Source organism: Salinimonas iocasae (assembly GCF_006228385.1).
Lineage (GTDB): Bacteria > Pseudomonadota > Gammaproteobacteria > Enterobacterales > Alteromonadaceae > Alteromonas > Alteromonas iocasae.
In genome coordinates this window covers 2,337,892-2,352,910 of sequence record NZ_CP039852.1, presented here as the reverse complement: position 1 = coordinate 2,352,910, position 15,019 = coordinate 2,337,892, and the positions used below count along the sequence as shown (strand labels likewise).

Sequence of the window (15,019 nt, the reverse complement as noted above, 5' to 3'; positions counted from 1 at the left end):
GAATCCTTTGCAAAAATGCGATCGTAGCCACTGGTTACCACCAGGGGCATAAGCAGGAAGGTCCACCGGCACCAAGCGCGGAATCGGAAGGACAAGAAACGGCTGTTGTTTGCAAATTGGTTTACCCGCATTAACCTCAGAGCGACAAGTCAGTTTAGGGCGTTTCTACCCGTCTCGGTCTACACCTTTTATTTCGGCCGCGCGCTTTTGCGGATAGCTGTAAAACACAGTGTCAGCTAGCGTAGACCTTTTTAGCGAATGTTTTTTCGTGCTGTCGAGATGTTTTTGCTACTCAAACGAGCAAACGCAGACATTACAATTGATGCATCTTTGCCTGCTCAGTTTTGCAAAGATGGGCGTGGAAATATAAGACTGGCACTGATATATATTCTGACGTTAAGGTATGATGTTACAAGTAACATCATGGAGTCAACGTCGTCTTTAATGAGTAAACTTAAACGCGTAACCTTACAACAAATCGCTGACACTGTTGGCGTTACCAAAATGACAGTGTCGCGCTATTTACGTCATCCGGACACGGTGGCCGCCCCAACGGGAGCCCGAATCAGCGCTGCGATTGATACACTGGGCTATATTCAAAACCGTGCACCCTCGATGCTGTCTCGTTCTTCAAGCAAAGCCATTGGTATTGTGATCCCCTCGCTGTCGAATCAGGTTTTTTCAGCCCTGGTGCAGGGGATAGAGTCGGTGACCCGAGAAAACGGCTATGACACTTTGCTGGCGCATACCGGTTATGATGAGCAAGAAGAGCAGCATAAGATTGCCGCTCTGCTGTCTTATCAGGTAGATGGCATAATTCTGACAGAAACCCACCATACCCATAAAACACGCCAGATGTTAATGCAGGCGGGAATCCCGATCGTTGAATCGATGGAGTTACCGGCCTCGCCACTGGATATGGCGGTGGGGCTGGACCATCAGGAGGCTGCAAAACAAGCGACGCAGAGACTGTTAACCAACGGGTGTCGTGCGCCGGTTTATTTTGCCGCCAGAATGGATACGCGCACTCTTCTTCGTCAGGCGGGATACGAACAAGCCATGGATGAGGCTGGGCTTGACCCTGTTACCATCGAAATGGCCGGCGCATCAGACTTCTCCGCCGGACGCAGAATCATGGCAAAAGCGATGTCTGTCTATCCGGCCATGGACGGAGCGTTGTGTACCAATGATGACCTGGCCGTTGGTGCTTTATTCTGGTGCCGTGACCAACAGGTCCCCGTGCCGGAACAAATGAGAATAATTGGTTACAACGGACTTGATATCGGGCAGGCAGTGTCGCCAGCGCTTACCAGTGTGATAACCCCGCGATACCAAATTGGTGAAATCAGTGCACGCTATTTGCTGGACGCAATAAATGGCAAACGTTCCGGGGCCGTCAGGCATGATGTTGGTTTTTCTTTTACTAATGGCTCAACCGACTGAAAATTTCGCACTACTTCGTCAATAATCCTGATGTAGTCAGTGCCTGTTGGATGCTATTTACGATCTCATCAACAGCAGGTTCAGCAGAAATCGTAAGCACGTCTGCCTCCTGTTCGGACGGTCGTTCAAGAATAGTGAACTGACTGTCCAACATGCCAGGTTTCATAAAATGTCCCTGGCGCTGCATCATGCGCTTGGTGATCATTGCCTGATCGCCTTCAAGAAATACAAACACAAGATTTGAATTATCTTGCCTGATAGCATCTCTGTAAGCTTTTTTTAATGCAGAGCAAACGATCACGCCGCCTTCATTTTTATGCGTAAAGCTAAAGGCGGCGTCATTAATCCGCTGTAACCAAGGTGCTCTGTCATTATCATTGAGAGGTTCTGCACGGGCCATCTTTTCAATATTAGCGCGAGGGTGAAGATCGTCACCATCAATGAATTTTATATTTAATGCCCGGGCCAGCGCAGCGCCGACAGTGCTTTTACCTGAGCCACTCACGCCCATCACAATAATGCTTAATGCTGCCATAGCTGCCCCTTTTCGCCTATTCCCGTAATTTTGGGGTAGGCTGTTAAAAATGTGTTTACGTGGCAAATGTTATCGGTAACATGTTACCGGTAACTATAATGTTTGTGAATAACTAAAAAAACAGGACATTTTATGGATGCTGTTACCTACGCCGCTGACCCTGTATTTTTACTGGCAACCGGCGCCGGCGCTATTGTAGTGTTAATGCTGCTTATTATCCGGTTTAAAGTTCATGCCTTTGCAGCCCTGACGCTGGTGAGTCTGCTAACCGCTCTGGTTGCCGGCGTTGCTACAGATAAAGTGGTGTCGGTGATGATGTCCGGCTTTGGCTCTACACTTGCGGCGGTGGCGCTGCTGGTTGGTTTAGGCAGTATGATTGGAAAAATTCTGGAAGCGACGGGCGGCGCCAGGGTTTTGGCTGACACATTGATAAATCGCTTCGGTGAAGCGCGCGCTCCATTTGCGCTGGGTGTCGCATCGTTAATGTTCGGCTTTCCCATTTTCTTTGATGCCGGCCTGATTGTATTAATGCCGATATTGCTTAGCGTCGCGCGCAGGGTAAATGGTTCAGTGCTGCATTTTGCTCTTCCGGTGGCCGGCGCCTTTGCCGTGATGCACGCATTTGTTCCTCCGCATCCTGGTCCTGTAGCTGCGTCAGATTTATTGGGTGCCGATATTGGTTTGCTGCTGGTTGTGGGTTTACCGCTGGCGATCATAACCTGGTATGCAGGCGCGTATCTCTACAGCCGCTATGCAGGTAATAAGTTTATACTGCCGGTTCCTGCACTTTACCAATCAACGGATGATGAGGTAATCGATAATCCCCCTTCATTTGCCATGGTCATGACCGTATTACTGGTACCCGTGTGTTTAATTTTTTTAGATACCGGTCTTAACAGCATACAGGTAGCGGGCTATATCGGTGATGACCTAGCTTGGGTTGACACACTTCGCATGTTGGGCAATACACCGGTAGCGCTGCTACTTACACTGCTATTGTGCCTGGCGCTGTTTACGCGTCGGTTTGGCAAAGTCAAAATGGAAAAGCTGTGTACCGATTCGCTGGCGCCCATCTGTGCGGTAATTCTGGTGACCGGCGCCGGTGGCATGTTTGGTGGTGTGCTGCGTAGCAGCGGGATAGGTGACGCACTGGCAAACTTGCTCTCAGCATCAGGCATGCCGGTTATTGTAGCTGCGTTTGTTATTTCAACATGTTTGCGCGTGGCTCAGGGCTCAGCCACTGTGGCGCTTACCACTACAGCATCACTGATGGCACCGGTGGTCAGCGCAACCAGTGGTTTATCAGAGCTCGATTTGTGCTTTATAGTTATTGCCATTGCTGGTGGCGCCACGGTGCTGTCACACTTTAACGACTCAGGTTTCTGGCTGGTTTCCAGGTTACTCGGAATGGATGAAAAGACCACTCTGAAAACCTGGACGGTCATGGAAACACTACTAGGCAGTATTGCATTTTTACTGGCAGCTGGTTTATCGCTGATATTTTAGTCTGATGTTGGCGATAAATTGCAGCACGTTTTTGCAACAACGTGCTCCGTCGACTGTTACCAGTTTTCGCGACTTAGCGGATGGTTCCAGTCTGAATGATGGTATCGTCAATGTTGCCTGAGGCTTGAGGTTCCAACGACATAATTGCTGTGAAAGGCGCTTTTATTTCATAGCCATGGTGCCGTTCATCAGCGCCTGCCAGTGTTTCACGAATGTCTGCCAACGGGTCGAAATAAATGATTTGCGCTGTGATTTTGGGTTATGAGTTTTAAAGGTTTTGTCCGATACCGCATCCATAGGTTGCTCCTTCATGAGTGTTTTACACAAGATGAAGAACATGCTAAAACCTCAAGTTAACTTGAGGTAAAGGTTTTTTTTTAATGGCTGAATTATCGGTGGGTCAGGTGGCTAAACGTTGTGGCGTGAACGTATCTACGCTGCACTTTTATGAAACTAAGTCGCTTATTTTCAGTAGCCGGAATACGGGGAATCAGCGCCGCTACGGCAGAGATACAATCAGAAGGGTTTCACTGATAAAAGCGGCACAGCAGTTGGGGGTCACATTAGATGAAATTCAGGAAGCGTTTGCTTCACTGCCAAAATATAGTGCGCCGACACAGGCGCAGTGGCAGACGATGGCTTCGGGCTGGCAGGTGCAGCTTGATAAAAGAATCAGAAGCCTGCAGGCGCTTAGTATGTCACTAACCAGCTGTATAGGTTGCGGGTGTTTGTCGACGAAAAACTGCCCGCTGTACAACAGCCAGGACAAACTGGAAAAGGCGGGACCAGGCCCGGTTTTACTTCGGCGAAAAGCCGCGCAGCGATCATACTAAGGTAACCAGGCGTCAGAACGAGTGGGAAGGATCAGTCAGGAAAGCTTTTTCTTCTACGGTGGATGCGCGCCCCAGAACTTCATTTCTGTGCGGGTAGCGACCGAACTTAAGTAAGATATCGCGATGTTTTATTTCATAATCCATTTGCTGTTCAAGGCCGTCAACATCGAAAAGCTCCATTGCCACATCGTGAACCTCTAAAGACTCACTGTGCATAAAGGGCATATACAAAAAAGTGACTTCCTGTGACGTCAGCGCACGGTCTGCACCGGTTGCAACCGCTTCCTGTGCCAGCACCAGGGCTGCCACATCACAATCAAATGCTGCAGGCTGGTTGCGATAGATGTTTCTGGAAAACTGATCAAGCACAATAATTTCAGCTAAACGGCCGTGCGGGGTCGCCCGCCAGGGCCACATCTCGCCGCGTGCGGCAGCCTGATGAAGCGCACCAAACCGGGAACGAATTATATTGTCCAGCCCCTCATCAGGGGCAAACCATTGTTCAGGTTCAATTTCATCAAACCAGAATGATAAGACTTCGGTGGCCGCTTCCATAGTTACCAATGGCGCTGCATCCATCGATTTTTCCTTTTTTAGCTGTTATATAAATAAGCTGCATGATTTTTATACATATTGAGGTAGTGTAAAAAATAATCAATACAAAAATACTCTTTCTTATACGTAGGCCGATAGTATGAAGATTAATCGGTGAAGTTCTTATTCTGTAAATCCACTCTGTGTACTTACCAGTAACAAACCCACTGGTAATCTGATTGTCCTTACAATGAAACGTTCCGTTATTTTTCTGTGGTTGGCGATAACACTGCTGTTTGCACTGTCCGGCTGTCAGTCTATGTCTGTAGGTGGTTTGCAACATCCTGACCCACGAGATTTTTTTCGTTATAGCCAACTTTCTGATCTCAGTGTTCACCCTCATCGCAACAGTGTGTTGTTTACGCAAATGCTACCCGGTGAGTCTCCGGCCGTTTTTTCTTATTCGTTTGCTGACAAAACGTATACCCGACACAGCCCCGAGGAAGGCGCAGCGCAATACGCCATCGGATTTTTACCGGATAAGCAGGGCAGAACACGCGTGGTGTTTTCACAGGCTGCTGCAGATGGCGGTCAGCATGTTCTGGTTAATGACAACGGCACGCTTTTCGATCTGACGCCGGGTTCCCGGGTGCAGGCAAGATTTGTAGGGTGGGGGGAAGAGCGGCATTATTTATTTCTGGCTGTTCGTTATGCAGGAAGCGATTCACAGAAGCTGATTCGTTATCGCACCGATAATTTTGCTGCGACACCTGTTTTTGAAAATAAGTTTGACCTGCCTATCAGCGCGGTGAGCATTAGTGGGCGTTACGTCTCTGGAAAGCAGGTGTCCGCTGACAATGAAGACCGTATCTATGTGGCGGACGTCAGCTATCCAGAGCCTGTCTATCACTGGCTGACATCTGATAATGCGCCTGCGTTGTCCGGTCCGCTCGCACCGCTGACCTTCAGCTCAAACGGGCAGTCGTTATTCTTTACAGCACAAACGCCATCAGCGGGCCGGCAAGCATACACATGGACAATGGCTGACAACAACATTAAAGCGTTACCACGCGTGCCCGACAATGTTACCGCTATCAATAATGCGTTAAACCGTGATATGGCCGTTGAATTTGTCAGCAACGGACGGCGAAGTATTACGGTTTTTAATTCAGCCGGTGAGCAGCGTTATACCTCGCCAGCATCGCGCAATAGTTGGTCCTTGCGTTTTATTAATGACAAAGACATATCGCAAGGCTTGGATATCGTCATGATGCAGGCGGGCGATGACTTTATTACCAGCCCTGTACGGGTTACACCGCAAGGCAGTGAATACCTGGCTGACAAACACCAGCCTCCGGTCAGCCCCGTGCAGGCTGAAAAGGTATTGATCCGTGGCTTTGACGGGCAACAGATACCCGCGCAGTTGTATCGGCCTTCACATGCTGATGCGAATAATCCGGTTTCTGCGGTGGTTTACGCCCACGAAGGTTTCGATTCGTTTTATGCGGCGACTTATCATCCTGGTGTTCAGCATCTGGTTGCCAGTGGATATGCCGTGCTGGCGGTAAATTACCGTGGCTCGGCAGGCTTTGGTGAAGCGTTTCGTCAGCTTAATGATGAAAGGCAGGGGCAGGATGATAGTCGCGATCTTATTCAGGCGGCAGAGTATCTTGGCGCGCAGCCGTGGGTAAATGCCGATAAAATTGCAGTAATGGGAGATAATTACGGTGGCTTTCTGGCCCTATCCGCCGTAATGCAGTCCGGCACGTTCAAAGCTGCGGTAAATTGTTTCGGTATAACCAACTGGCTGCAATTTTTGCAGTCTGTTCCTCCGTGGTTATCTGACTATCGTACTTATTTGCAAAAGGAATTCGGCGACTTCGAAAAAAATGCTTCGCGTTTATCTGCCATATCGCCGGCTTTTCATGCGCAAAAAATCGGTGTGCCGGTATTCATTGCTCAGGGCGAGAAGGACCGGTTTGTCACTTTGCAGCAAACTGATGAATTCGTTGCTACGCTTAAAGAGAGTGGGGTTGAGGTGGATTATGCAGTTTTTGATGACGAGGGCCACGGCTTGCAGCGTACCCGCAACAAGGTGATTCTGCAGCAGCGGATTGTCGCATTTTTGGATAAGCATGTGTCGCAATAGTAGCAAACCGACCGTGTTATCTCAGTAACGTATTAATCTGGCATTACACTTTCATAGTTTGTCACAGATATATAAGAAGGGTGCGGTCGTGACACGTTTATGGGCTGAACTGATTGTTCTATTTGTAGGCTTGCCTGCTGCCATTTTCTTTTTGATAAACGATTTGCAAATCTGGCTTATGCCATTGCTGGGCCTGATAGGGATTATTTGTCTTGCGGTACTTTTAGCCGACAATCAATTCAAACGTTTCCGGCTATGGCATACCACAGACTTCCTACATCATTTCAAAACAGCGCTCAGATTATTTATACCCTGGGCGTGCTTGATGATGGCGGCTGTTTACTTAATTCGCCCGGACTTGTTCCTTGACTGGCCGTTGCACCAAACGGGATTATGGCTGACCACGCTGCTTATCTACCCGGTGGTTTCGGTCATTCCCCAGGAAATTATCTTCAGAACGTTTTTCTTTCATCGCTACAAACCCATCATGCCATCAAAGCGCTGGCGATGGGCAGTCAGTACTTTTTTATTTGGTCTGGCACATCTTGTCTACGGGAACTGGGTTGCCGTTATACTTTCGTGGTGTGGCGGTGCTCTGTTTGGTTATCGTTACCTGCAAACCCGCTCAACGCCTGTGGTTGTAGTCGAACATACTATGTGGGGCTGCTTTATCTTTACAGTCGGACTGGGCGCATGGCTGATAAGTGCACCAGGTTCCTGATTCTGACCCCTTCGCAAAGCCGCTGCGTATGTCTGTTTAACAAATACAAACAGGAAAGTATGTGGCGACTATTTTTTTACCCGGACTATTACAGGGCTCGGCAACGCAGGAGGTTGTGTCACCTTTGATGCAATTGTGGGAGCAGACGTTGGCGAGGTTGCCTGCCATCGGTTTGGGGCTGGTTATTTTACTGGTTTTTTTTTTCCTGGCCGGGCCGGTGGCATCGCTGATATTACGTCCGTTTGACTATGTGACAAAAAGCCCGCTAATACGCTCAGTATCCCGCCGCTCAGTGAGTATTCTGATTATTTTACTGGGCGCCTATTTGTTTTTGAAGCTAGCCGGGCTGACCGAGTTTGCCGTAGCAATAATCAGTGGTACCGGCGTTCTGGGTATCATTCTTGGCTTCGCTTTTCGCGATATCGCTGAAAACTTCATTTCGAGTTTATTGCTTACCGTACAGCGACCATTTCGAATTGGCGATGTGGTGCAAATTGATAACTATCTGGGCGTTGTGCAAAAGGTAACAGCCCGGGCGACCACAATGGTCGATTTTGATGGAAATCATATTCAGATACCCAATGCCACAGTATATAAGGGTGTTATAAAAAACCTGACAGCAAACCCGAATATGCGCGGTCACTTTGTGATTGGAATTGGCTATGACAGCGATGCAAAAACCGCACAGCAACTGGCGATGGATGTTTTGGTTCAGCAGGAAGATGTCCTTGATGAGCCAGAGCCCCAAATCCTTATTGATGCGCTGGGGTCTGCCACGCTCAATCTGAAGGTCTACTTCTGGATAAATGTTGAGCGTACCAGTGTATTGAAGATGGCGTCAGTCTTGATGCGTCAGGTTGTTGAGACTTTTGATAAAGCCGGAATTAGTATGCCTGATGATGCCCGTGAAATCATTTTCCCGCAGGGCGTCCCGGTTATCACTGATGCAGGTAGCTCCGATAAAGCCATACCTGCACCGAAAGAGCCCAAATCCGAAAAGCCCGATGCAGTCACACATACTGCAGACAAATCGCATCACGATGATGTTAGTAGTGAAACTCAGGAGATACGGCGGCAGGCAGCAAAGGCGAGGGATCCTGAGGGCGGAGAGAATATTCTTTAATTGCTGCCAGGAGCGGTGGGCGACAGATTGCAGCGCGCAAAAAGCGTTTGCCATAATGTGACATGCTGACGAATCGCTTGCTGGTAGCGGGCAAATTCCACCTGAGTCTGTTTTTGAATGTAAATTTTAAATGGCTGCGATAAAGCATCACTGTTTATCCACTGTTCCCACACCGGCATCATTTGGTAATGATACTGATTCAGCTTGCTACCGACGGGCTGTATTTTTTCAATAAAAAACAGATAAAACACGTTGCGTAGTATTTCAACCTGCTCCGACGCCTTGCCCGCCGGACAGGACAGTTCAGGCAGACGGGTGGTGAGAGATTCACTCATCGTTTCCAGGTATCCGGTAATATATCGCTGGGTCCGCCATACTTTTGCCGGCAAACGGGATGAATCGAGTACTTTAAGTTCTCGTTCCAGTTCCGACAGACTAAACCCCTGTTCTGACTTGATTTTATTTAAAAAGCCGAGCGCTGATATCGCTGCGCCTGCATCACTGTCAGCTTCGGTGGTCAGTAACATCGTACTGCGACCAAATGCAGCTCGGGTCTCCTGACTGGTCTGTATCAGATTTGCCCAGAATGCCGAACGCTGCGATTGCTTGGCTTGCCGCCAATCCAGTAGTTTTTGTTTCAGTGCAGGGTCTTCAATGCTGTCACTGCACTGCTGTAATTGTTCAAGCAGCGTGACTTCATACGCATATCGTTGTGAAGGGTGGGCGGTTTTACCCAGTGCGGTATTTCTTTGGGCTACCAGCGTACCCAGTTCACACTCCTGAAGTCTGTAGAACTCTCGCAAATTTACGTTGAAGGATTCAACAGCGGTGAACATTGACTGGGCATCCGGGTAAGCCAGTGCAGTTGGCGGTGCAGGATCAGGAAGCGTGATTTCGAGCACGCGTGCAACCCGCTGCTGATATTCCTGCAAATCGTCACGAATATCTGCGTTGGTGCAACTGCACAGCAGCAGTATAACTACAGTTAATAAAATGCATTTTTTAGCGTTACGCACTGGCATTAGACGCAATACTTCTGCCGCCATCGACATACAGAATCTGGCCGGTCACGTAGGTCGCATCAATCAGGTATAGCATCGCGTGTGCAATTACAGATGGACTGCCCAGTGTTTTTAAGGGAATACTGGCCAGTAATGCCTGTTTTTCCTCTTCAGACAAATCGCGTTCCGGCCAGAGTATGGCACCAGGTGCAATGCCGTTCACCCTAACAGAGGGAGCCAACTCTCCGGCGAGTGACCGGGTAACACTGGCCAGTGCTGATTTAGCCGCGCAATAGACCGTATGTTGCGGAAGAGGCCGGTCAATATGCATATCAATCATGTTAATAACCGTGCCGGACTGCTGCTTCAGTACATCGCATAACGCCTGGGTTAAAAATACCGGACCCTGTACATTGCTGCCCATCAAAGCATCCCAGTTTGCTTTATCAATCTGACCCAGCGGGGTCGGGTAAAACGAAGATGCATTGTTGATAAGCAGATCTATCTGGCCAAACGCCTGGCGGGCCTTTGCTGCGATGTGGGTTATTTCTGTCAGATTACACAAGTCACCCTGAACTATTGTCGCTGAATCTGGCCTGATTTCGTTTAGCGCCTGGCACAGTGTCTGGGCGGCATCGTTAGACTGGTGATAATGAATGACGACACGCCACCCGTGCTGATGAAGGGTTTTAACAAGGTGAGCGCCGATGCGCTTAGCACCGCCAGTGACCAGCGCTACAGGTGTAGTCATACGTACTCCGAAAGCAGATTATTTCTTTTGCAAATCAATGATGGCAGATTTTGCTGCGCTCAGGTAGTGCCCGCCAAACAATAATGCATGATTAAGTAAATGATATAACTGATAAAGCGGCTCACGCTGCTGATAACCGTCGCATAAAGGCCAGGCATTTTCATAGTGTTGATAGAACGTGGCGGGCAGGCGACCAAACAAACTCGTCATTGCGATATCGGTTTCTCTGTCACCAATATAAACGGCGGGGTCAAATATCACCGGCCCTTTGCAGGTAAAACCGATATTTCCCGACCACAAGTCACCATGTACCAGTGAGGGGGCGGGCTGATGGTTTTGCAGATATCGCTCAGTAAATTCAACAAATGCGTCAATTGTCGTCAGTTTCTCTCCGGTATGCGCCAGTTTTTCAAGCATGACCCCTATACGATTTTGAGCAAAAAACGTTGCCCAGCAACTGTCCTGCCGATTTACCTGTGGGGTCAGACCGATGTAGTTATCCTGCGACCAACCAAAAGCTGCAGATTGTTCGGTTTGATGAAGCGCCGCCAAATTCTGCGCAAACGTCTTCCATCCGGTGTCCTCAGGCTTAGTAAAGTGAAGATGCTGCAGAACAAGATACTCATAAGATGTATCATCGTTATGTGCTATACCCTGACAAATTACTGCCGGTGTGCGAACAGTATGAGTGCCCGCTATGGCTGACAGCCCTTGTGCTTCGTGTTCCAGCTGCTCAGGACCGATGGCTTTACGAAGTTTAACAAAATATCGCTTCGCATCGCCCTGAATGATATACGCAGAATGTGTATCACCACCAGATACTGCAGATGTTCGCTGGCAAATAAAAGTCTGGTTTGTCTGTTCGCTGATATGGTCACTGATGAAATGCCACATGGGGGCCGCCTGAGATGATCTATGCTTGTCGATAGCAGTCTCCTGATTATAGCTGATGCTTCGGGCTGGCTACGTTTTTCGCTAATTTTTTGATCGGCGCAGGTTAATAACGCGCTATTTCGCGCGGCTATAGCCATAATGCGTATTTTAGTCATTGCATGGCGCAGGTAAGCCGTTATAATTTCCAGCGTTTTGGCATCAGAGCATGTCGCGACCGCTGTTGGTCACTGCCAACGAAACACATCAATAAATACACAAGTGGCACAGAGTAGGTGTCACCACTGTAAAGGAAATAGAATGCCTGTAATTACCCTTCCTGATGGAAGCCAGCGTGCTTTCGAAAACCCCGTCTCTGTTTTGGATGTCGCTTCCGACATCGGTCCGGGGCTTGCTAAAGCTACGATAGCCGGAAAAGTGAACGGCGAACTCGTCGATGCTGTTGATATCATCGAGCATGATGCACAACTGCAAATTATCACTGCAAAAGATGAAGATGGTCTGGAAATCATTCGTCACAGCTGTGCGCACCTTATCGGCCATGCAATAAAGCAATTATGGCCAGATGCTAAAATGGCAATCGGGCCGGTGATAGACAATGGTTTCTATTACGATGTGGATATGGAGCATTCGCTAAGTCAGGAAGATTTGCAAAAGCTGGAAAAGCGTATGCTTGAGCTGGCCAAAACCAACTATGACGTGGTGAAAAAGAAAGTCAGCTGGCAGGAAGCGCGCGATACCTTCGAGCAGCGCGGTGAATCTTATAAAATGGAAATTCTGGACCAGAACATCAGTAAGGATGATCGCCCGGGCCTTTACCATCACGAAGAATATGTGGATATGTGCCGCGGCCCGCACGTACCTTCAATGAAGTTTTGCCATCATTTTAAACTGATGAAAGTTGCCGGAGCATACTGGCGCGGCGACAGCGATAATAAGATGCTGCAGCGTATTTATGGTACAGCCTGGGCTGATAAAAAGCAGCTTAAAGCATACTTACAGCGCCTTGAAGAAGCGGAAAAGCGCGACCATCGCAAGATCGGTAAAACACTGGATTTGTTTCACTGGCAGGAAGAAGCGCCGGGTATGGTGTTCTGGCACAATGACGGCTGGTCAATTTACACTGAGCTTGAGACATTCGTGCGTCAGAAGCTTCGCCAGTACGATTACGGTGAGGTAAAAGGCCCGTTAATGATGGACCGCAGTTTATGGGAAAAGTCAGGCCACTGGGATAAATATGCTGAGAACATGTTTACTACCGAGTCTGAAAAGCGTGAATACGCGATAAAGCCTATGAACTGTCCGGGTCATGTTCAAATTTTCAATCAGGGCCTGAAATCCTATCGTGACCTTCCGTTACGTATGGCTGAGTTCGGCTGTTGTCACCGAAACGAACCTTCTGGTGCACTGCATGGATTGATGCGTGTACGTGGTTTTACCCAGGACGATGCACACATTTTCTGTACCGAAGAGCAGATCCTTGAAGAGGTCAGCGGCTGTATTAAGATGGTCTATGAGACCTACGCAGCATTCGGTTTTGATAAGGTGGCTGTTAAACTGTCAACCCGTCCTGAAAAGCGTGTTGGCTCGGACGAAATCTGGGATAAATCAGAAGCTGCGCTGGCCGAAGCTCTTAAAGCTAACGACATCGAGTTTGACTATCAGCCGGGTGAAGGGGCGTTCTACGGTCCTAAAATTGAGTTTACCCTGCATGATTGCCTGGATCGGGCATGGCAATGTGGCACCGTTCAGCTTGATTTCTCAATGCCGGGTCGCTTAGGGTCAACTTATGTGGCTGAAGATGGCGAACGTAAAGTACCGGTGATGATTCACCGTGCTATTCTTGGGTCACTGGAGCGTTTTATCGGTATTCTGACCGAAGAGTACGCCGGGTTCTTCCCGTTGTGGCTGGCACCACAACAGATGGTCGTGATGAATATTACCGACAGTCAGGCCGAATATGTGACCGAAACTGTCAAAAAATTGCAGGAATTTGGGTTTAGAGCAAAGTCTGACTTGAGAAATGAGAAGATAGGCTTTAAAATCCGCGAGCACACCTTAAAACGTATTCCGTATATGCTGGTCGTTGGCGATAAAGAAGTTGAAGCTGGCGAAGTGGCAGTTCGCTCCAGACGCGGTGAAGATTTAGGCACAATGAGCCTACACGCATTTGTCGAGCTTGCTGGTAAGGAAATCGGTGAAAAGACAATTAAGTAGTTGTCGTTTAAGGTTTGAAAAGTTGCCTGTCAGGTCGTGACGACACCGGCAGGCATAAAGAATTAATTTTTGGAGGAATAGCACATTAAAGGCGCTAACAAACAGGCTCAGGGCGCAAAAGCCCGCATAAACGATGAAATCAAAGCCAGAGAAGTAAGACTTATCGGCAAAGATGGTGAACAGATTGGCGTAGTTTCGCTAGCAGAAGCAACGCAAACCGCTGAAGAAGCGAGTCTGGATCTTGTAGAAATTAGTCCAAATGCCGAGCCGCCAGTCTGTAAAGTTATGGACTATGGCAAGTTCCTCTTTGAAAAAAGTAAGGCTCAGAAAGAGCAAAAGAAAAAGCAAAAGCAAATTCAGGTCAAGGAGGTTAAATTCCGCCCTGGCACTGATGAAGGCGATTACCAGGTAAAACTGCGCAACCTGCGTCGCTTTCTGGAAGGTGGCGATAAAGCCAAGGTCACGATTCGCTTTCGCGGACGTGAAATGGCTCACCAAGAGATCGGCATTGAACTTCTGAATCGGATTCGTACCGAGCTGGAAGAGATTGCTAACTGCGAGTCTTTCCCACGTCGTGTGGAAGGCCGTCAGATGATCATGGTGCTCGCCCCAAATAAGAAGCAGTAATGGTCTAAAGTTTTTGGGAATCTGCACCCCAAAACACCTTGCTGCATAATGTAACCGGCCAAATGGTGACTGCACGCCAGAGTAGCTGATAGTAAACAATGCGGAGTTTTAGCAATGCCTAAAATGAAATCAAACAGCGGTGCCGCCAAACGTTTTAAGAAAACGGGCTCTGGCCGCTTTAAAAGCAAGCAGTCTCACTTGCGTCACATTCTGACCAAGAAGAGTACTAAGCGTAAACGCCATCTACGTGGCAAGAAACTGGTTCATGACGCGGATACCAAGTTGGTTCAGCGCATGCTGCCTTACGTTTAAGACGAGGAGACTGAATAATGGCTAGAGTAAAACGCGGCACAATCGCACGTGCACGTCACAAAAAAGTTTTAAAGCAAGCTAAAGGTTATTACGGTGCTCGTTCACGCGTATTTCGCGTAGCGGTACAGGCAGTAACTAAAGCTGGTCAGTATGCATATCGTGACCGTCGTCAGCGTAAGCGTCAATTCCGCCAACTGTGGATTGCACGTATCAATGCTGCGGCTCGTCAAAATGGCATGTCATACAGCCGTTTCATCAACGGTCTGAAAAAAGCGTCTGTCGAAATCGATCGTAAGATCCTTGCTGACATCGCTGTACATGACAAGGTAGCATTCAGCGCATTAGTCGAAGCGGCTAAAGGCGCATTAGCTTAATT

Annotated in this window: 16 protein-coding genes; 10 read left to right on the top strand and 6 right to left on the bottom strand. The window is 48.5% G+C overall.

The annotated features are described in order from the left end of the window. Window positions 1-444 precede the first annotated feature (444 nt). Entirely contained in the window at window positions 445-1,443 is a 999-nt protein-coding gene (locus FBQ74_RS10360) for a substrate-binding domain-containing protein (RefSeq protein WP_139756606.1), read from the top strand. A 10-nt stretch (window positions 1,444-1,453) separates the two neighbouring features. Here the strand turns inward: FBQ74_RS10360 and FBQ74_RS10355 are convergent, their stop codons facing one another. Then, on the bottom strand, window positions 1,454-1,978 hold the full coding sequence (locus FBQ74_RS10355) for a gluconokinase (protein WP_139756605.1): 525 nt from the start codon (window positions 1,976-1,978) through the stop codon (window positions 1,454-1,456). 132 nt (window positions 1,979-2,110) lie between these two features. Between FBQ74_RS10355 and FBQ74_RS10350 the strand changes: the two genes are divergently transcribed. After that, window positions 2,111-3,484, top strand: a complete 1,374-nt coding sequence (locus FBQ74_RS10350) for a GntP family permease (protein WP_139756604.1) — start codon at window positions 2,111-2,113, stop codon at window positions 3,482-3,484. A gap of 162 nt (window positions 3,485-3,646) precedes the next feature. Here FBQ74_RS10350 and FBQ74_RS19245 read toward each other — a convergent pair whose 3' ends face one another. Continuing rightward, entirely contained in the window at window positions 3,647-3,781 is a 135-nt protein-coding gene (locus FBQ74_RS19245; RefSeq protein WP_269750689.1) for a hypothetical protein, read from the bottom strand. Window positions 3,782-3,864: 83 nt separating this feature from the next. Here FBQ74_RS19245 and soxR point away from each other — a divergent pair, with 83 nt between their 5' ends. After that, window positions 3,865-4,317, top strand: coding sequence for a redox-sensitive transcriptional activator SoxR (gene soxR / locus FBQ74_RS10345; protein WP_139756603.1), 453 nt, complete (start codon window positions 3,865-3,867; stop codon window positions 4,315-4,317). Between the two features lie 12 nt (window positions 4,318-4,329). Here soxR and FBQ74_RS10340 read toward each other — a convergent pair whose 3' ends face one another. Then, a complete protein-coding gene (locus FBQ74_RS10340; RefSeq protein WP_139756602.1) occupies window positions 4,330-4,896 on the bottom strand; it encodes a DUF924 family protein in 567 nt (188 codons plus the stop codon). Window positions 4,897-5,101: 205 nt separating this feature from the next. Here FBQ74_RS10340 and FBQ74_RS10335 point away from each other — a divergent pair, with 205 nt between their 5' ends. From FBQ74_RS10335 to FBQ74_RS10325, 3 genes are all read left to right on the top strand, one after another. Then, on the top strand, window positions 5,102-7,000 hold the full coding sequence (locus FBQ74_RS10335; protein ID WP_139756601.1) for an alpha/beta hydrolase family protein: 1,899 nt from the start codon (window positions 5,102-5,104) through the stop codon (window positions 6,998-7,000). Between the two features lie 88 nt (window positions 7,001-7,088). After that, window positions 7,089-7,721: a CPBP family intramembrane glutamic endopeptidase gene (locus FBQ74_RS10330; protein ID WP_205912251.1), complete on the top strand. Its 633-nt coding sequence runs from the start codon at window positions 7,089-7,091 to the stop codon at window positions 7,719-7,721. 61 nt (window positions 7,722-7,782) lie between these two features. Next, window positions 7,783-8,844 carry a mechanosensitive ion channel family protein gene (locus tag FBQ74_RS10325; RefSeq protein WP_232371900.1) on the top strand — a complete coding sequence of 354 codons (1,062 nt, stop codon included), beginning with the start codon at window positions 7,783-7,785 and terminating at the stop codon, window positions 8,842-8,844. Here FBQ74_RS10325 and FBQ74_RS10320 read toward each other — a convergent pair. The 3 genes from FBQ74_RS10320 to FBQ74_RS10310 are packed head-to-tail and all read right to left on the bottom strand — an operon-like array spanning window position 8,841 to window position 11,490. Then, the gene (locus FBQ74_RS10320) at window positions 8,841-9,896 is read right to left on the bottom strand and encodes a DUF3080 family protein (RefSeq protein WP_139756600.1); all 1,056 of its coding nucleotides are present in this window, start codon (window positions 9,894-9,896) and stop codon (window positions 8,841-8,843) included. The genes FBQ74_RS10325 and FBQ74_RS10320 overlap by 4 nt on opposite strands. Continuing rightward, window positions 9,853-10,596: a pteridine reductase gene (locus FBQ74_RS10315; protein ID WP_139756599.1), complete on the bottom strand. Its 744-nt coding sequence runs from the start codon at window positions 10,594-10,596 to the stop codon at window positions 9,853-9,855. The genes FBQ74_RS10320 and FBQ74_RS10315 overlap by 44 nt, the downstream gene beginning before the upstream one ends. An 18-nt stretch (window positions 10,597-10,614) precedes the next feature. Beyond that, complete coding sequence (locus tag FBQ74_RS10310) at window positions 10,615-11,490, bottom strand: fructosamine kinase family protein (protein ID WP_139756598.1); 876 nt, start codon at window positions 11,488-11,490, stop codon at window positions 10,615-10,617. A 297-nt stretch (window positions 11,491-11,787) separates the two neighbouring features. On the opposite strand from FBQ74_RS10310, the gene thrS reads away from it, so the two are divergent. The 4 genes from thrS (at window position 11,788) to rplT (ending at window position 15,017) form a co-directional block, all read left to right on the top strand. Beyond that, window positions 11,788-13,704, top strand: a complete 1,917-nt coding sequence (gene thrS, locus FBQ74_RS10305) for a threonine--tRNA ligase (protein ID WP_139756597.1) — start codon at window positions 11,788-11,790, stop codon at window positions 13,702-13,704. Between the two features lie 84 nt (window positions 13,705-13,788). Further along, the gene (gene infC, locus FBQ74_RS10300; protein WP_139756596.1) at window positions 13,789-14,331 is read left to right on the top strand and encodes a translation initiation factor IF-3; all 543 of its coding nucleotides are present in this window, start codon (window positions 13,789-13,791) and stop codon (window positions 14,329-14,331) included. A 114-nt stretch (window positions 14,332-14,445) separates the two neighbouring features. Continuing rightward, window positions 14,446-14,643, top strand: coding sequence for a 50S ribosomal protein L35 (rpmI, locus tag FBQ74_RS10295; RefSeq protein WP_018981376.1), 198 nt, complete (start codon window positions 14,446-14,448; stop codon window positions 14,641-14,643). Between the two features lie 17 nt (window positions 14,644-14,660). Beyond that, window positions 14,661-15,017, top strand: a complete 357-nt coding sequence (rplT, locus tag FBQ74_RS10290; protein ID WP_139756595.1) for a 50S ribosomal protein L20 — start codon at window positions 14,661-14,663, stop codon at window positions 15,015-15,017. Window positions 15,018-15,019: the final 2 nt, after the last annotated feature.